16 protein-coding genes are annotated in these 17384 nt (G+C 68.1%); 6 read left to right on the top strand and 10 right to left on the bottom strand.

Annotation, left to right across the window (positions count from 1 at the left end; translation table 11 throughout):
- Nucleotides 1-33 precede the first annotated feature (33 nt).
- Nucleotides 34-1113, top strand: coding sequence for an FAD-dependent oxidoreductase (locus tag BMW26_RS04195; RefSeq protein WP_072590855.1), 1080 nt, complete (start codon nt 34-36; stop codon nt 1111-1113).
- Between the two features lie 2 nt (nt 1114-1115).
- Here the strand turns inward: BMW26_RS04195 and BMW26_RS04190 are convergent, their stop codons facing one another.
- The 8 genes from BMW26_RS04190 to BMW26_RS04160 form a co-directional block, all read right to left on the bottom strand.
- Nucleotides 1116-2804: an ABC-F family ATP-binding cassette domain-containing protein gene (locus BMW26_RS04190; RefSeq protein ID WP_072590854.1), complete on the bottom strand. Its 1689-nt coding sequence runs from the start codon at nt 2802-2804 to the stop codon at nt 1116-1118.
- A 65-nt stretch (nt 2805-2869) separates the two neighbouring features.
- Nucleotides 2870-4654 carry a sensor histidine kinase gene (locus BMW26_RS04185; RefSeq protein ID WP_072590853.1) on the bottom strand — a complete coding sequence of 595 codons (1785 nt, stop codon included), beginning with the start codon at nt 4652-4654 and terminating at the stop codon, nt 2870-2872.
- Nucleotides 4651-4998 (bottom strand): response regulator transcription factor, encoded by a 348-nt coding sequence (locus BMW26_RS04180; protein ID WP_053098963.1) that lies wholly within the window; start codon nt 4996-4998, stop codon nt 4651-4653. The genes BMW26_RS04185 and BMW26_RS04180 overlap by 4 nt, the downstream gene beginning before the upstream one ends.
- On the bottom strand, nt 4995-5138 hold the full coding sequence (locus BMW26_RS17730) for a hypothetical protein (protein WP_171821987.1): 144 nt from the start codon (nt 5136-5138) through the stop codon (nt 4995-4997). Before BMW26_RS17730 ends, BMW26_RS04180 begins: the two co-directional genes overlap by 4 nt.
- A complete protein-coding gene (locus BMW26_RS04175; RefSeq protein WP_053099397.1) occupies nt 5135-6622 on the bottom strand; it encodes a glycosyltransferase family 2 protein in 1488 nt (495 codons plus the stop codon). The genes BMW26_RS17730 and BMW26_RS04175 overlap by 4 nt, the downstream gene beginning before the upstream one ends.
- A complete protein-coding gene (locus BMW26_RS04170) occupies nt 6622-7335 on the bottom strand; it encodes a PHP domain-containing protein (RefSeq protein ID WP_072590852.1) in 714 nt (237 codons plus the stop codon). Before BMW26_RS04170 ends, BMW26_RS04175 begins: the two co-directional genes overlap by 1 nt.
- Complete coding sequence (locus BMW26_RS04165; RefSeq protein WP_053098961.1) at nt 7332-8321, bottom strand: ATP-grasp domain-containing protein; 990 nt, start codon at nt 8319-8321, stop codon at nt 7332-7334. The genes BMW26_RS04170 and BMW26_RS04165 overlap by 4 nt, the downstream gene beginning before the upstream one ends.
- Complete coding sequence (locus tag BMW26_RS04160; RefSeq protein ID WP_053098960.1) at nt 8321-9364, bottom strand: response regulator; 1044 nt, start codon at nt 9362-9364, stop codon at nt 8321-8323. Before BMW26_RS04160 ends, BMW26_RS04165 begins: the two co-directional genes overlap by 1 nt.
- A gap of 217 nt (nt 9365-9581) precedes the next feature.
- Here BMW26_RS04160 and BMW26_RS04155 point away from each other — a divergent pair, with 217 nt between their 5' ends.
- On the top strand, nt 9582-9995 hold the full coding sequence (locus BMW26_RS04155) for a hypothetical protein (RefSeq protein ID WP_072590851.1): 414 nt from the start codon (nt 9582-9584) through the stop codon (nt 9993-9995).
- 61 nt (nt 9996-10056) lie between these two features.
- Here BMW26_RS04155 and guaB read toward each other — a convergent pair whose 3' ends face one another.
- Nucleotides 10057-11559, bottom strand: coding sequence for an IMP dehydrogenase (gene guaB / locus BMW26_RS04150; protein ID WP_072590850.1), 1503 nt, complete (start codon nt 11557-11559; stop codon nt 10057-10059).
- A gap of 300 nt (nt 11560-11859) precedes the next feature.
- Between guaB and BMW26_RS04145 the strand changes: the two genes are divergently transcribed.
- Genes BMW26_RS04145 through BMW26_RS04130 form a run of 4 tightly spaced genes read left to right on the top strand, consistent with a single transcriptional unit; the run spans nt 11860 to nt 15932 of the window.
- Nucleotides 11860-13176 carry a branched-chain amino acid ABC transporter permease gene (locus BMW26_RS04145; protein ID WP_042539449.1) on the top strand — a complete coding sequence of 439 codons (1317 nt, stop codon included), beginning with the start codon at nt 11860-11862 and terminating at the stop codon, nt 13174-13176.
- A gap of 5 nt (nt 13177-13181) precedes the next feature.
- Nucleotides 13182-14159 carry a branched-chain amino acid ABC transporter permease gene (locus BMW26_RS04140; protein WP_053098957.1) on the top strand — a complete coding sequence of 326 codons (978 nt, stop codon included), beginning with the start codon at nt 13182-13184 and terminating at the stop codon, nt 14157-14159.
- A gap of 46 nt (nt 14160-14205) precedes the next feature.
- Nucleotides 14206-15171, top strand: coding sequence for an ABC transporter ATP-binding protein (locus tag BMW26_RS04135; protein ID WP_053099395.1), 966 nt, complete (start codon nt 14206-14208; stop codon nt 15169-15171).
- Nucleotides 15168-15932, top strand: coding sequence for an ABC transporter ATP-binding protein (locus tag BMW26_RS04130; RefSeq protein WP_072590849.1), 765 nt, complete (start codon nt 15168-15170; stop codon nt 15930-15932). Before BMW26_RS04135 ends, BMW26_RS04130 begins: the two co-directional genes overlap by 4 nt.
- A gap of 140 nt (nt 15933-16072) precedes the next feature.
- On the opposite strand, the gene BMW26_RS04125 is transcribed toward BMW26_RS04130, so the two are convergent.
- Nucleotides 16073-17350, bottom strand: a complete 1278-nt coding sequence (locus BMW26_RS04125) for an ABC transporter substrate-binding protein (protein WP_053098955.1) — start codon at nt 17348-17350, stop codon at nt 16073-16075.
- Nucleotides 17351-17384 lie beyond the last annotated feature (34 nt).

The following is a 17384-nucleotide window of genomic DNA, read 5'->3' as shown; positions in this document are numbered from 1 at the left end:
GCTGGGAGACTGAGAGCGAGGTCGGGAGGCAATATGTCGGATTCGGTAGAGGTCGCCGTCGTCGGTGGCGGCGTGATGGGCCTTGCGACCGCGTGGGAGCTCACCCGACGGGGGATGAAGCCCGTCGTCTTCGAGCGCTTCGCCCGTGGCCACCACCAGGGCGCCTCGCACGGCGCCACGCGCAACTTCAACAACGCCTACGACGAGGAGCACTATCTCGACCTGCTCGTCCGCGCACGCGCCGGATGGGACGCCCTCGGGCAGGTGGGCGGCGAGCCGCTGCTGCGTCTGCACGGCCTGGTCACCCACGGAGATGTCGACGTCGCCGCGATCGAACGGCGGCTGACCGAGCGCGGCATCCACGCCGAGATGCTGACGGCGCACGAGGCATCGTCGCGATGGTCGGGCATGCGCTTCGGCGACGATGTGCTCTTCTCCCGCGACGCGGGCGTCGCCCGCGCATCCGCCGCGCTGGGCGAGTTCGAGCGACGGATCGTCGCCGCGGGAGGCGAGGTGCGCTGGGAGACCCCCGTCACGCGGATCGACGAGACCGACGAGGGCGTCGACATCGTGCTGCCTGACGCCCGCGTGCGGGCAGACGTCGTCGTCGTCGCGGCCGGCGCCTGGACCGAGCGGATGCTTCCCGGCATCCCGCTGCCGCGCCTGGAGGTCACCGAGGAGTTCCCCGCGCACTTCCGCCCCGCCGCCGACTCGGTATGGCCCTCGTTCAATCACTACGTCGATCCCGGCCGCTACCCGGCGACGGTCTACGGGATGCCGACGCCCGGCGAGGGCGTCAAGGTCGGGTTCCATCGCGTGGGCGACGTCGTCGACCCGGATGCCCGCCCGCACGCGGTGACGCACGCGCAGGCTCTCGCCGACTATGTGGGCGAGTGGATGCCGGGCCTCGACCCGGCATCCGCGGAGCCGATCAGCTGCACCTACACCTCGACCGATGACAGCGCCTTCGTGCTCGACCGATCGGGGCGGATCGTCGTCGGCGCCGGCTTCTCCGGCCACGGCTTCAAGTTCGCCCCTGGCGTGGGCGCGACCCTCGCCGATCTGGCCCTCGATCCCTCCGCTCTCGCGGCGGAGCCGTTCCGACTGCGCTGAACTCAGCGGGCTCGCACCACGCGGCGCTCGTCCCACACGGGGGCATCGGCTTCGTACACCTCGCCGTCGGAGCCGAACACGAGGAACCGGTCGAACGAGCGGGCGAACCAGCGATCATGCGTGACCGCGAGCACGGTCCCCTCGAAACGACGCAGAGCGTCTTCGAGCGCCTCGGCCGACTCGATGTCCAGGTTGTCCGTCGGCTCGTCGAGCAGCAGCAGCGTCGCACCGGAGAGCTCGAGCAGCAGCACCTGGAACCGGGCCTGCTGGCCGCCCGACAGCGATTCGAAGGTCTGCTGCGCCTGCCGCACGAGTCCGTACCGGTCGAGCGCCGAGCTCGCGGCATCCCGCGGCATGCCGGCCCGTCGTTCGTCTCCCCTGTGGAGGATCTCGAGCAGCGTTCGGCCGACGAACTCGGGATGCGCATGCGTCTGCGCGAACAGCCCCGGCACGACGCGCGCTCCCAGCACGGCCTGCCCACGGTGATCGACCGTCGCGAGCTGCTCCCCGGTGGACGTCACGTGACCCAGCGTCGGGTCCGGATCGCTGCCCCCGCGTGCGAGGAGGCGAAGGAAGTGCGACTTCCCCGATCCGTTCGACCCGAGCACGGCGACCCGATCGCCGTACCAGACCTCGGCGTCGAACGGCCTCATCAGCCCGCAGAGCTCGAGCCCGTGTGCGACCACCGCGCGCTTTCCCGTGCGTGACCCTCGCAGCCTCATGTCGAAGTCCTGAGCCGGGGGTCGCTCCTCCGGCGGTCCGGCCTCCTCGAATTTGCGCAGTCGCGTCTGCGCCGCCTGGTACCGCGACGCGAATCCGTCGTTCGCCGACGCCTTCACCTTGAGGTTCGCGACGAGGGTCCGCAGCTTCTCGTGCTGCTCGTCCCACCGGCGGCGCAGCTCGTCGAGTCTGTCCATGCGGTCGCTGCGCGCCTGGTGGTAGGTCGCGAATCCGCCGCCGTGCACCCACGCCGAGGCCCCAGCGCCGCCGGGCTCGAGGGTGATCAGCCGATCGACCGCGCGGGCCAGCAGCTCCCGGTCGTGCGATACCAGCAGCACGGTCTTCGGCGTCTGCCGGAGCTGCTCCTCGAGCCAGCGCTTGGTGGGAACGTCCAGATAGTTGTCCGGCTCGTCGAGCAGCAGCACCTCGTCGGGTCCGCGCAGCAGCGCCTCCAGAGCGAGTCGCTTCTGCTCGCCGCCCGACAGCGTCGTGAGATCGCGGAAGCGGGCACGCTCGAAGGGCACTCCCAACGCGGCGACCGTGCACTGGTCCCAGACCGTCTCGTGCTCGTAGCCGCCGGCATCCGCGTACTCCGCGATCGCCGTCGCATACGCCATCTGCGTGTCGTGCTCATCGCGCTCGATCAGCGCGTCCTCCGCAGCCTCGAGAGCCTGCGCCGCCTGCCGGATGCGATGGGGTGCGACCCGCACCAGCAGCTCGTGAACGGTCTGACCGGACTCGCCGTGGCCGACGAACTGGTCCATCACGCCGAGGCCGCCGTCGATCGTCACGACGCCGTCATCGGAGGGCTGGTCGCCTCGGATGATGCGGAGCAGCGTCGTCTTACCGGCCCCGTTGGGCCCGATGAGGGCGCTCGTCGACCCGGCTCCGACGCGAAAGCTCGTCTCGTCCAACAGCGGTCTGCCGTCGGGAAGGGTCAGCGAGACCCCCGCAACATCTATGTATCCCACCGTGCGTGGCCGTCCTTCCGCCCGCGTGGCGAGCCGACCAGGCTATCAGCAATCGGGCCGACCGGTCAGCGAGTGCGGCCGACCACCTGGATCGCCTCGGTGCGCGGCGCCGCCGGGAGCAGCATCCGGAACTCGGTGCCGACGCCCTCTCTGCTCGTCACGTCCATCGTGCCGCCGTGGGCGAGCACGATCGCCCGGGTGATCGTGAGGCCCAGACCGACGCCGGGCACGGCGTTGCGGGTCGCTGTCGACGCGCGGAAGAACCGGGTGAACAGCATGCCCTGCTCGTCTTCGGGGATGCCCACACCGGTGTCGCGCACGGAGAGCTCGACGCCTCCGTCGACGAGACGCACGCCCGCGGTGACCCGCCCGCCCGCAGCGGTGAACTTGATCGCATTCGAGAGCAGGTTGTCGAGGGCCTGGCCGATACGTCCCGAGTCGAGCGAGAGCACGACGGGAGTCGGCGGGATCTCGGCCACGATCTCGATGCCCTCGCGCTGTGCGTGCGGGCCGGACGATGCGACGGCGCTGCGCACCAGCTCGGTGACGTCGGCGTCTCGGCGCTCGAGCGGGAAGCGGCCCGATTCCACCTGGGCGGTGAACAGCAGGTCCCCGACGAGGTTGAGCAGGCGCTGGGCGTTGCGCTCGATGATGTCCACGAACTCCTGCTGGTCGGTCGTCAGAGGCTGCGCGGGATCGTTCTGCAGCAGGTCGAGGAAGCCGATGATGGCGCTGAGCGGTGTCCGCAGCTCGTGCGAGATCATGCCGACGAACTCGTCCTTCATGCGCGCGACCTCCACCGCCCTGGTCTCGTCGGTGATCACCAGCAGGTAACCGTGTCGGGAGCCGTCGGAGTCCTGGTACGGAGTGACGGTGACGCGCGCGGGAACCGTCGATCCGCCGACGGTCGCCACGTCGATGTGCGAGTCCACCGGCAGACCGGCGTCGGCATCGTCGAACAGCGCACGCAGGCCGGGGTGCAGCCCGTCGTCAGCGCGTGCGGCGGCCTCGGTCGCGAACGGGGCGAGAGCGTGCGAGGGGAAGAACCGGTCGACCGGAACGGCGGCGAGCGCGTCCGGCACCGCCATGCCGAGCAGGCGCACCGCACCCGGATTCCATGCCGTGATGACCCCGCAGTTGTCGGTGGCGATGACCGCCTGGCCGGTGATGGAGTTCCACAGGCTCGTGAAGGACTCGGAGAGCGCGCGGTACTGCTGCTCGCTCGACTTCAGCTGCTCGAGCATCGCCTCGTTGGCGGCGAGAGCGGCCGTGCGCTCGACGACATGCGCCTCGGCCTGGGCCGTTCGCAGTCTCTGCAGTCGCGAGAGCTCGTTCACGATCGCACCGACGGTGGCGAACACCAGCGGGCCGATGACACCGCGAAGCCAGGCCACGGGGTCTTCCGGCGGATCGATGATGTTCGGCATGAGCAGCGCGATCGATGAGAACACACCGACGATCACGACCTGGCGTCGCCCGGGGGCTGCGGCGATCCAGATGACCGGGAGGAGCACGAACGAGGAGAAGAGGGATGCCGGCCCGCCGGTACCCGCCCTGATCGCACCCAATCCGAGGATGTCGATCATCGGAATGAGCATGACGACCCAGCCGTCGTACACCCCGCGCACCGAGAGCACCGCCGCGAGTGCCGTCACCACCGCGATGGTGGCGAGGCCGAAGATCGCGACGCCGGTGTCGGTCACCGGGATGCCGGGGATCGTGAACATGAGGACGGAGGCGACCGCGACGGCGATCGCCGTGGGACCCTGCTTCATCAGCGGCGTCGGATTGTCGAAGTACCGGCGCCAGCTGCGCTCCATCGTCTGCTGGACGGTGCTGGTCGGAGTCATCGTGCCACTTCTCTGAGGAGTGCCCGCAGTTCGGCCCCGATGATCGGCTTGGGCAGTGCCGCGTCGGCGTCGGGGTAGTCGGCGACGTCGAGCACGGAACTCACGATCAGGAAGCACTCCGGGAAGCGGGTCTTGATGAGTCTCGCCAGCTCCGAGCCGCTGATGCCGGGCAGCAGCAGGTCGAGCACGGCGACGACCGGTGAGATCGTCGAGAATGCGGCGATCGCCGATTCGGCGTCCACCGCGGCGAACACGTCGAAGCCCTCGCGGTCGAGATAGCGCTTCAGGAGCGCCGTCTGGTCTGCGCTGTCCTCGACCACGAGGGCCAGCGGCCGCGCGGTCATCGCAGGAACAGCTCTCGCACGATCACGATGACGACGACGATGCCCAGGGCGAGGAGGGCCTGCGGGATCAGGAGCTTCTCCCGACGGGCGTCCGCGGCGATCTCCTCCTCCTCGGCGCTTCTCGAAGGTGCTTCGGTCATGAGTCGACCCGTCCGATCTTCTCGGTCTTGATCCATGCGGCGTCGGCGTGGCGCCACTCTTTGATGTAGGAGTCCACCGTGATGGCGCAGAGCAGCGAGCCGTACCCGCAGACGTAGAGCAGCAGCCCGGCGAAGAACCGTCCTGCCGGCAGGGGCTCGACGACACGGGCGAGCCAGATCCCGAGCATCGAGATCGGTCCCCAGAGGTAGAAGACGACAGCCCACATCAACCGCGTCTCGTCGGTGAGCGCGAGCCCGAGGTCGTTCAGGCCCGATTCGAACAGCCAGGGGAACAGGGCGATCGCCATCAGGATGAGGGCGCCGAGCCCGGGGAACATCAGCGCCTCACGCCACGACTGTCGGCCGATCCGCCCATCGAGCTGCACGGCGTAGAGCATCGAGAACAGATAGATGCACGCGGCGGCGATCCACATGAATCGGAACACGAACTCGGCGATGTCGCTGTGCAGGACGAGCAGCACGAGCAGCGCGGTGGCTGCGAGGATCATGAAGGCCGGCAGCAGCAGGATGGTGAACCACGCGAGCCCGAAGGCGAAGCTGCCGAGGTTGTGCACTCGGCTCGGGCGGAACCACAGATGCCGGTAGATCGACGTCAGCTGCACATTGCCGCGGGCCCACCGGAGGCGCTGCTTCCACAGACTGTCGATCGTGCGCGGCTCTTCGGCCAGCACGACCGCGTGCGGCTCGAACACCATCCTGCGCCCGGCCAGCTGCCCTTCGAAGGTCGTCATGGTGTCCTCGGCGAGCGTTCCCGTCGGGATCCGGCCGCCGATCGCCTCGAGATTCGCGCGCGAATGCAGCTGCGCACCTCCGGCGAGGCACGCGATCGCTCCCCCGACGTTCTGCGTCCGCCGGGCCGAGAGCTGCCCGATGACGTACTCGATCGCGATGAACCGGGTGAGATAGTTGCGGTCGCGACTGCCCTCGGCGATATACGCGGTGACGGCGCCGACCTTCTCATCGGCGAGATGCCGGCTCATCTTGCGCAGCGAATCCCGCGCGAAGATCACATCGGCGTCCATGATCAGCACCGCTTCGGTCCACTCGTCCGCGAGCACGATGTCGAGTCCGTGGTTGAGCGTGTGCGCCTTGCCCTCGCCGCCCTTGTCCCGACGCAGATGCACGACCCGTCCGGGGAATGCCGCCGCCTTCGCGGCGACCACCTCGGGGGTGTCATCGGTCGATGCATCGTCGATGACGAAGATGCGCAGGCGGTCGGCCGGGTACTCGAGCTGCATCAGGCGTTCGATCGCCTGGCCGAGCACGAGGCCCTCGTTCCACGCCGGGATCAGCACCGCGACGCGGGGATGGTGCGGTGCCGCCTTGCCGTAGTGGTTGCGGAACGCGTGCACGGGCAGGGCGAGGAACTGCAGCCCGGTGTTGATCACCGGCAGGGTGCCGACCAGCACGCAGAGCAGGAGGATGACGACGACGACGGTCTCGACCCAGTTCAGTTCGGCCATCAGCTCGCCCTCCATCGGTCGAGGATCTCTGTCACGCGCGCGTAGCGTCCGACGTCGGACGCGATGTGGCTGTCCGTGGACGCGACGATCTCGGCGCCGGCGCTGCGCAGCGCGTCGAGCAGGGGGATGCCGGGGCAGCCCCACTTCTCGTTCACCTCGACCTGCGTGTCGGTCTCGGCCGCCGTCGTCGCCCACGCGGTGATGCGATCGGCACCGAGTTCCGCTTCGGAGAGACCGATCTTGGGCAGGATCGAGAAGCAGTGGGCGAGCTGATTGCCGGGGTGACGTCGCATCGCCGCGATCAGTGCCGACACGAGCTGATCGAGCGCGTCCTCGGCGGCCCAGCCGGCGTCGAGCCGTTCGCGGACGGCGCTCGGACCGAGGGGTCCGTCGATTCCGGGGAACTGGTGGTCAGCGATCAGGATGCGATCGATCCCGCTCGGCAGCTCGGGGATGTCCAGTTCTCCCGAGGCATCGAGGATCTTCGCCTCGACTCCCGTCAGTACCGTCAGATCCTCGGGCACGCGCAGCGCCCTCACCGCCGCGAGGTACTCGGGCACCCAGGGCGTCGACTGCCGCACGTGGTCGACCAGGCGCACGGTCGTGAGACCGGCAGCGGATGCCGCGGCGACGTTCTCGGCGAGAGTGGAGACCGCGTCATCCGAGAACGTCGAATGCACGTGGTGGTCGCCTCGCAGCAGCGCGTGACTCACAGTTCCTCCTGATGTCCCGCGTGCGCGGAGACGAGGATCTCGTCGACCTCGACGATCACGTCCTCGAGGAAGCGCACCGACGCGATCTCGCGGAAGGCGACCGTAGACGGGATCCCGCGGCCCAGGAACAGGTCGGCGACGAGCGAGGGGATGTCTACTCCCGCGGCGATCGTGAGCGGAAGCGCGCCAGGGAATCGGGGATTCACCTCGAGGAGCACCGCTCGGCCGTCGCGGTCGCGCCGGAGCTGGACGTTGGCGACGCCGACGAGTCCGATCGCCCGGGCGATGGATGCCGCCGCGTTCTCGAGTTCGTCGTCGTGCACCGTGCGCCCCGCGATGGCCACACCGGAGTCGACCCTGGCTCGGGTCCGCGGCACCGCCGCGACCACCGAGCCGGAGGCATCTGCGATCACATCGACCGAGTACTCCTCGCCCGGGAGGAAGTCCTGCACGATGAGTCCTTCGTCCTGCGGCAGCGCTTCGAGCGCCGCCCGGTCGGGGACGAGCCGTACGCCGCGGCTGCCGGCTCCCTGACGAGGCTTGGCGAAGACGGGGAACTCCCAATCGACCGCCAGCGCATCGGGGCCCGCGAGGACAGTACGCGGCGTGAGACCGGTCGACTCGCACCGCTCGGCGAGCAGCAGCTTGTCGAGGGCGACGGCGAGCGTGTCCTGCGAGGGCGCGGCGAGCACAGCCGGAGCCAGCTCCTCGCGCCTGCCGGCGAGCGCGATCAGCTCGACATCGACGGTGGAGATCACGAGATCGAGCCGGTCGTCCTCGACCATGCGGGCTATCGCCGAGACGAAGTCGTCATCGCGCCCCGGCGGCACGAGACGGCGGTGCGTCGGCGGCACGAGGTAGATGCCGCTCGCCCAGCCGTCCATGTCCGCGGCGAAGACCTCGAGGTCTTCACGACGAAGCAGCGAGCGGATGACGGCGACGCCCGCCGGGCCACCGGCGCCCGTCACCAGTACGCGCGCGCTCATCAGCTCTCCCGTCGTGTGAGTTCGTGGGCGCCGATGAACTCGGCGGTCTCACGGACGACCTCGAGCGGCTCGACCGCCGATCCTCCGCCGAAGCGCGACCAGTAGCGAGCGGTGGCCGTCACGAACTCGGGTTCGAGGTAGTCCCGGGTCGCCGTCTGCGAGCCGAAGCATTCGAGCAGCCGCAGCTTCTGACCGATGTACTGGTCGATGCGGACGAAACGCGTCGGGCGGAAGTCGATCGTCGCCGAGGGGCTCTGGTAGCAGGCGACCGTTCCGACCCGCCGGGTCGCGGCGATCGTCGCCTCGCTCACCGCTCGGTGATCCTGGTGCCGATCGTTCGACGAGTGCGTGTAGACGATCGTCGGCTGGACCTCCTGCACGACCTCCTCGATCAACCGGACCGTGGCTCCGCCGCCGGAGATCTCGGTGTCGATGAGGTCTTTGACGAACAGTCGCGCACCGAGCATCTCCGCCGAGGCGAGCGATTCGTGCTGCCTGCTGTCAGCGTCTCCCCCACGCGCACCGCGCGAGAGGGTGAGGATCGTGATCGAGTCGCCCGCCTGGGAGTGCGCGGCGAGGAGTCCTCCGACGCCGATCTCGACATCGTCGGGGTGCGCGCCGATGGCGAGCACCACCTCTTTGGTGCGGTTGGCCTCGCGGCGCGTGCGGCCCTCCGTCACGAGCCGGGTGACCGCCTCGACGAGCTTCACGTTGTCGAGCGGCTTGGTGAGGAACTCGTCGGCCTGCGCGCGCAGAGCCGAGACGGCGTACTCGACCGAGACGTGCGCGGTCATGACGACCACCGGCAGGAGCGGGTCGTTCCGACGCAGCTGCGCGAGCAGCTCCAGCCCGTCGAGTCCGGGCATCTCGATGTCCGTGACGACCACGTCCGGCGTGAAGGTCTCGAGCCGCGCGACGGCGGACTCGCCATCGTGAGCGACCACGACCTCGCAGCCGGCCCGCCTCTCGAGCACGGTCTTGACGAGCAGGGCGACGTCTGGGTCGTCGTCGACGACGAGGACGCGGGGAGCATCCTGGGGCATATCTGCAGCTCTCAGTGGGGAAGTCCCCCTGCCGGTCAGCGGCCGGCGTAGCACTCCCTGCGCCCTTCGCGCCGGGAGCTCGAGGGAAAGTCGAGCGGGTGTCTCTAAATACTGGCATATCAACAGACCGCCGCGATGGCGGCCACGGCTGCTCCCTCAGTACTCTCGAGGATGAAAGCGGTCTGCGGACGGCCGCCCCTCTCGAAACGGAGCGACCATGACCGACTCGACGCGGCCCGAAGACCCGCAGTACAGCCCTCCCGCGTGGGACGGAGCGCGACCGGCGGATGCCGCCGTGGATCCTGCCGCCTACCCGCTGGCCGGCCCGGGACAGCCCACGCCGTACACCTCCCCCGCCGGGCAGGGGCTGGCGGTCGCGGGACTCGTCCTGGCCTTCGTCATCGCTCCGCTCGGACTGATCCTGAGCATCGTCGCCGCCGTCAGGCTCGGCAAGGCCGGGGCACCGCGCGGCCTCGCCATCGCGGGAATCGCGGTCGGCGCCGTCATCACCGTGATCTGGATCATCGGCATCATCGTGCTCGTGAGCGTCTTCGCGAACCTGTTCGCGATGTGCGCCGACCTCGGTCCGGGCGTGTGGCAGGTCGGCGGAGTCACCTACACCTGCAGCTGAGTTCGCAGCCGAACGAGAAAGGGGCCGGATGCGATCGCATCCGGCCCCTTCTCGATTCGTCTCAGCGCTTGTAGTTCGGCGCCTCGACCACGATCTGCACGTCGTGCGGGTGCGACTCCTTGAGTCCCGCCGCGGTGATGCGCACGAACTTGCCGCGCTGCTTGAGCTCTTCGATGGTGCGGGCTCCGACGTAGAACATCGACTGCCGCAGTCCGCCGACCAGCTGATACGCGACGGCCGACACGGGGCCGCGATACGGCACCTGGCCCTCGATGCCCTCGGGGATCAGCTTGTCGTCGCTGGGCACGTCGGCCTGGAAGTAGCGGTCCTTCGAGTACGAGGTCTGCTTGCCGCGGGTCTGCATGGCCCCGAGGGAGCCCATGCCGCGGTACTGCTTGAACTGCTTGCCCGACTGGAAGACGATCTCGCCCGGCGACTCGTCGGTGCCGGCGAGCAGCGAGCCGAGCATCACGGCGTCAGCACCCGCGACGAGCGCCTTGGCGATGTCGCCGGAGTACTGCAGACCGCCGTCGGCGATCACAGGGACGCCGGCCGGACGTGCGGCGAGCGACGCCTCGTAGACGGCCGTGACCTGGGGCACGCCGACGCCGGCGACGACGCGCGTCGTGCAGATGGAGCCTGGCCCCACGCCCACCTTGACCGCGTCGACACCTGCGTCGATGAGCGCCTGAGCGCCCTCGCGGGTGGCGACGTTGCCGCCGATGACGTCGATGTGCGCGAAGCTCTCGTCCGCCTTGAGCCGCGTGACGAGGTCGATCACGCCCTGTGACTGGCCGTTGGCCGTGTCGACGACGAGGACGTCGACTCCGGCGTCACGCAGCGCCTCTGCGCGCTCCCAGGCATCGCCGAAGAAGCCGATGGCCGCGCCGACGCGCAGACGACCCTGGTCGTCCTTCGTGGCGAGGGGGTACTTCTCGCTCTTGTCGAAGTCCTTGATGGTGATGAGACCGGCCAGCTTGCCGTCCTCATCGATGAGCGGCAGCTTCTCGACACGGTGATGCGCGAACAGGGCGATGACCTCGCCGGCGGCGACGCCCACCGGTGCGGTGACGAGACCCTCCGACGTCATGACGTCCTTCACGAAGGTGGTCTGACGCTCGAAGCCCGAGACGAAGCGCATGTCGCGGTTGGTGATGATGCCGACGAGGCGGTCGTCGGGGTCGACGACCGGCAGACCCGAGATGCGGTACTTGGCGCAGAGCGCGTCGACCTCTTCCACGGTCGCGTCGGGCGACGTCGTGATCGGGTCGGTGATCATGCCCGACTCGCTGCGCTTGACGCGGTCGACGTGGGCCGCCTGATCGGCGATGGAGAGGTTGCGGTGCAGGATGCCGATGCCGCCCTCTCGCGCCATCGCGATGGCCATGCGGGATTCGGTGACCGTGTCCATGGCGCTGGAGAGCAGCGGAGTCGCGACCGAGATACGGCGAGTGATCCGCGACGAGGTGTCTGCCTCGCTGGGGATGACGTCGGTGTGCCCGGGAAGGAGCAGCACATCGTCGTACGTGAGTCCGACGAAGCCGAAGGGGTCGTGCTGGTCCATGGATAGTCCTCCTGCGGGCGCGATCTGGGGCGAGGGTGTACCAATTCTAAGTGCGGAGCGGCTGAGGAAATTCCCTGCGCCCGCTGACATCGCGCGCAGGACGCCCCGGGTGACCTATCGATATTTCGCAACTTCGTGATGGGATCGTTCTCACCGTGAGCAGATCGTGCCTTGGTCGAAACAGAGCCGACACATTACGCTCATACCGTCGTACATCAGGGCCGATGAACAACTCCGTCATGGCCTGTGTACTGGGCTGGAGGTTCTGTGCGTCCGACGATCTCGGCGAATCGAAGCGGAATGCGGTGGGTCATCATCCTGCTCGCGTCGCTCCTCGCCATCGCTTTCCTGTGGTTGCAGCCTCCTGCTGCGGCTTCCGCCGAAGAAACGGACGACGGCCAGGAGATCACAGACTTCTACTTCGCCGGTGTCATCACCTTCGATGACGACCCCGTCGAAGGCGTCGTGATGACGATCGAGGGCGGCGGCTTCGAAGGCGAGACCGAGACCGACGCCGAGGGCAAGTGGCGCCTGTACGTGCCCGAGAAGGACACGTACACGCTCACGGTCGACGAGGAGACCCTCCCCGACGGCGTGATCGTCGATGCGGCGCAGCTGCCCGAGGGCACTCAGCCCATCGCCGGCACGACGGCGTCGTTCGAGGTCGAGTTCGGCCTGACCGGCACGAAGATCCTCAACCTCTTCCTCGGTGAGGGCGAGAGGATGACGACGTCCTTCATCGACCAGCTCCTCTCACGTCTCGTGGGCGGCCTGAACTTCGGTCTGCTACTGGCGCTCGCCTCCATGGGCGCGGCGCTCATCTACGGCACGACGCGGCTGTCGAACTTCGCTCACGCCGAGATGGTCACCTGGGGCGGCCTGGTCGCCCTCGTGACGACGAGCTTCTGGCATCTGCCGCTGTGGCTCGGCATCATCGCCGCCGTGATCGGGGGCGGTCTCTTCGGCTGGGCCCTGGATGCCGGCATCTGGCGTCCGCTGCGACGACGAGGCCTCGGTGTCGTGCAGCTGATGATCGTCAGCATCGGTCTGTCTCTCGCCCTGCGCTATGCGTTCCAGTACATGATCGGTGGTGGCACTCGCCAGCTCCCCGGGGCCAGCCCCGAGCCGTTCCGGTTCGGTCCGATCTCGCTGTCCTACATCGACCTGATCGGCATCGTGGTCAGCATCGTCGTGATCGTGGGCGTCGCGTTCTTCCTCACCCGCACCCGCATCGGCAAGGCGACCCGCGCCATCTCCGACAACCCGCAGCTCGCCGCAGCATCCGGCATCGACGTCGACAAGGTCGTGCGCTACGTCTGGATCCTGTCCGGCACGCTCGCCGCCATCTCCGGCATCCTCTGGGCCTACTTCCGCCCCGGCGTGAAGTGGGACATGGGCATGCAGATGCTGTTGCTCATCTTCGCCGCCATCACCCTCGGCGGGCTCGGCACGGCGTTCGGTGCGCTCGTCGGCTCCCTCATCGTCGGCATCGCGGTCGAGGTCTCCACCCTCTGGATCCCCTCGGATCTGAAGTATGCGAGCGCCCTGGTCGTGCTCATCGTGATCCTCCTCGTCAGACCTCAGGGCCTGCTGGGACGCAGGGAAAGGTTGGGCTGATCGCCATGGACTTCGGAAGCATCTTCTCGAACACAGCCGTCTATCTGTTCAGCCCCGTCACCCTCGCCTACGCGCTGGCGGCGACCGGTCTGGCCGTGCACTTCGGCTATGCGGGCCTGCTCAACTTCGGCATGGCCGCCTTCATGGCGGTCGGCGGATACGGATACGCGATCTCCGTGCTGACCTTCGGGCTCCCCTGGTGGGTCGGCATGCTCATCGGTCTCCTGGGAGGCGCGTTCTTCGCAGTCCTCCTCGGCATCCCGACGCTGCGGCTCCGCGCCGACTACCTCGCCATCGCGACGATCGCCGCGGGTGAGATCGTACGACTGCTCTTCACCACCCAGATCTTCGACGAGTACACCAACTCGGCCGACGGTCTCGCGCAGTTCAACGGCGGGTTCCGCGACGCCAATCCGTTCCCGCCGGGCACCTACGGCTTCGGACCGTGGACCTACAGCGCGAACGACCTGTGGAACCGGGTGTTCGGACTCATCGTGCTGCTCGTCGCGATCCTGCTGGTGTGGTCGCTCATGCGCAGCCCGTGGGGACGCGTCCTCAAGGGAATCCGCGAGGATGAGGATGCCGTGCGCTCGCTCGGCAAGAACGTCTTCGCGTACAAGATGCAGGCGCTCGTCGTCGGTGGCGTGATCGGCGCAGCCGGAGGAATCGTCTTCGTCCTCCCCTCGGCTGTCGTGCCGGGCAGCTACACGACCTCGCTCACGTTCTTCCTGTGGACGATCCTGCTGCTGGGCGGCGCGGCCACCGTGTTCGGCCCGACACTCGGGGCCATCCTCTTCTGGGTCGTCTTCGCTTTCATGGCGAACCTGCTCCCGGCGATGGCGCGGTCCGGAATCCTGCCCATGTCCGACAGCCAGGCCTCGACCCTGGTGTTCATCTTCGTCGGCATCGCCCTGATGCTGCTCGTGATCTTCCGACCTCAGGGCATCCTCGGAGACAAGAGGGAGATGACCTTTGTCAAATGAACTGACCCCCGACGAGAGCGCCCAGACGGCGCCCGCGACCGGCAGCATCCGCCGACCGAAGACCACCGGACTCGCCAAGGGCCCTGCGGCCCCCGGCGTGCCGAAGGTCGATCCCATCCTGATCGCGGATGCCGTGCAGCGGCGCTTCGGCGGTCTGACGGCCGTCGACGTCGACCACGTCGAGATCCCTCGCGGTGCCATCACCGCTCTGATCGGCCCGAACGGAGCAGGGAAGACGACCCTGTTCAACCTGCTCTGCGGTTTCGACAAGCCGAACAGCGGGACCTGGTCGTTCGACGGCACGAGCCTCTCGGGCGTCCCCTCCTTCAAGGTGGCGCGCATGGGACAGGTGCGCACGTTCCAGCTGACCAAGTCGCTGTCGCTGCTCACCGTGCTCGAGAACATGAAGCTCGGTGCTCCGGGACAGCGCGGCGAGGGCTTCTGGTCGAGCCTGTTCCCGTTCCTGTGGCGCAAGCAGGATCAGGAGATCGAGGTCAAGGCCCGCGAGCTGCTGGCCCGCTTCAAGCTCGACGCCAAGGAGAAGGACTTCGCCGCGGCGCTCTCCGGCGGCCAGCGCAAGCTCCTCGAGATGGCGCGAGCGCTCATGAGCGATCCGACCCTGGTGATGCTCGACGAGCCGATGGCCGGCGTCAATCCGGCGCTGACCCAGTCGCTCCTCGATCACATCCTCGACCTCAAGGGCCTGGGCATGACGGTGCTGTTCGTCGAGCACGACATGCACATGGTCCGCCACATCGCCGACTGGGTCGTGGTCATGGCCGAGGGCAAGGTCGTCGCCGAGGGCCCGCCCGACGAGGTCATGGAGGACCCGGCCGTGGTCGACGCCTATCTCGGCGCCCACCAGGACCTCGATCTCGGTGCCGTGACCGGTCGCATCCCCGTGATCGAGAACGCCACCGCCGCCAAGCTCCGCGAGCAGATCGAAGCAGAAGCCGAGGCGGAGCTCGAAGCGACGAGCACGCCGGATCACGACCAGAAGGACAACGCATGAGCGCCGAGACCTCCGCTGCGGCACCGTTAACCGACGACATCGTCGTCGAGCTGAAGGGCGTGCACGCCGGCTACCTGCCCGGTGTGAACATCCTCAACGGCGCCAACCTCGTCGCCCGACAGGGCGAGCTGATCGGCATCATCGGCCCCAACGGCGCCGGCAAGTCGACCCTGCTGAAGGCGATCTTCGGGATGGTGAACGTCCGCAGCGGCGAGATCACCGTGAACGGAGAGAGCATCATCGGGTTGAAGGCCGACAAGCTCGTCAAGCGGGGCGTCGCCTTCGTGCCGCAGACGAACAATGTGTTCCCCTCGCTCTCCATCGAGGAGAACCTGCAGATGGGGCTGTATCAGAACCCCAAGATCTACGCCGAGCGCCTCGAGTTCGTCACCGGCATCTTCGCCGAACTCGGCAAGCGCCTCAAGCAGCGCGCCGGGTCGCTCTCGGGCGGCGAGCGGCAGATGGTGGCGATGTCGAGGGCACTCATGATGGACCCGTCGGTGCTGCTGCTCGACGAGCCCTCCGCCGGCCTCTCCCCCGTGCGTCAGGACGATGCGTTCATCCGCGTCTCCGACATCAACAAGGCGGGCGTGACGACGATCATGGTCGAGCAGAACGCGCGGCGCTGCCTGCAGATCTGCGACCGCGGCTACGTGCTCGACCAGGGCAAGGACGCGTACGAGGGCACCGGACGCGACCTGCTGAACGATCCGAAGGTCATCGGCCTCTACCTCGGAACTCTCGGCACCGACGCCGCCTGAGGGCTCCCACGACAGAGGGGCGGATGCGACTCGCATCCGCCCCTCTTCTGTCCCCCGCGCAGCTCCGGACACGCGGCCGCAGCTCGGGGCACGCACACGACGAAGGCCCCGGATCGAGGATCCGGGGCCTCCGCTCGTGATCAGTTGGTGCGGGAGATCAGGTTGTCGGCGCCGTACTCGTACGTGCCGATCGATGCACCCTGCGGGTCGCCGTTCTCATCGAACGTGATCTCGCCGGAGTAGCCGTCGTAGTCGGCGGTTCCACCGTCGTTGATGATCGCCGCGCAGTCCTCGAAGCTGGTGCACTTCTCACCGTCTCCGCTGCCGCCCGAGACCTCGGCCATCTTGGCCGCGATGTCCGCGCCCTCGGTCGAACCGGCGGCGAGAGACGCGAGTGCGACGAGCACGACCGCGTCGTAGGCCTCGGCTGCGTAGGTGAAGTCGTTGACCTCGGGGTTGCCCTCACCGGTCCAGAACGTCTGCAGACGGTCGGTGAAGTCGTCCTCGAGCGCCGGTCCCGGCTTCGTGCCCTGTGCGCCCTCGAGCGAGAACGGGAAGTTCGTGTCGGGCGAGGAGCCGTAGTCCGACAGGTTTCCGTCGACGAGGTAGAACTTGTCGGGCGAGATGCCGGCGTTGACCAGCAGCGGGGCGATGGTCTTGAACTGGTCGAACGACACGATCGCGACGGCGTCGGGGTTCTGAGCCTTGATCGTCTCGACCTGTGCGTCGAACTGACCGTCACCGACGTTGTACGACGCGTCAGCGACGACCTCGCCACCCGCGTTCTCGAACGTCGACTTGATGTTGTCGAACAGTCCGGTTCCGTAGGCGTCGTTCTGGTAGATCACGCCGAGGGTCTTGTGTCCGTCTTCGGCGATCAGGTTGCCGAGGACCTCACCCTGCAGAAGGTCGCTGGGCGCGGTGCGGAAGTAGAGACCGTTGTCGTCCCAGTCGGTGAAGTCCGGGCCGGTGTTCGAGGCCGAGATCTGCAGGATGCCGGCGCTGACGTTTCCGTCGAGGATCAGGCGGGAGACGCCCGACGCCGCGGCACCGACGATGGCGGTGACGCCCGCGCCCTGGAGCTTGCTGATCGACGTCTCGTAGGCCTTGGTGTCGGTGTCGCCTTCGTCTTCAGCCGTCAGGTTGATCGTGACGCCGGCAGCAGCATCGTTGACCTCCTTGACCGCGAGGCCGACGCCGGATTCCATGGGCGGGCCGAGGAACGACAGCGAACCGGTCTGCGGCAGCAGCGAGCCGAGCTCGAGCGTGAGGTCGGCCGACGATCCGCCGCCGCCGCCACCGTCGGACGGCTCCTCAGAGGGCGTGCCGCTGCAGCCTGCGACGACGATCGCCGAGACGCTCAGCAGCGCGACTCCGGCGAGAATCTTGGCGCTGCGCGAGCGCGTGAATGAGGTCATGATGCTCCCTTGCGTGACTGGCCGTGGATTGTGA

The organism is Microbacterium sp. 1.5R, from assembly GCF_001889265.1.
In the GTDB taxonomy this organism is placed as follows: Bacteria; Actinomycetota; Actinomycetes; order Actinomycetales; family Microbacteriaceae; genus Microbacterium.
The sequence above is the reverse complement of the archived record's forward strand: the minus strand, read 5'-3'. Positions and strand labels throughout refer to the sequence as shown.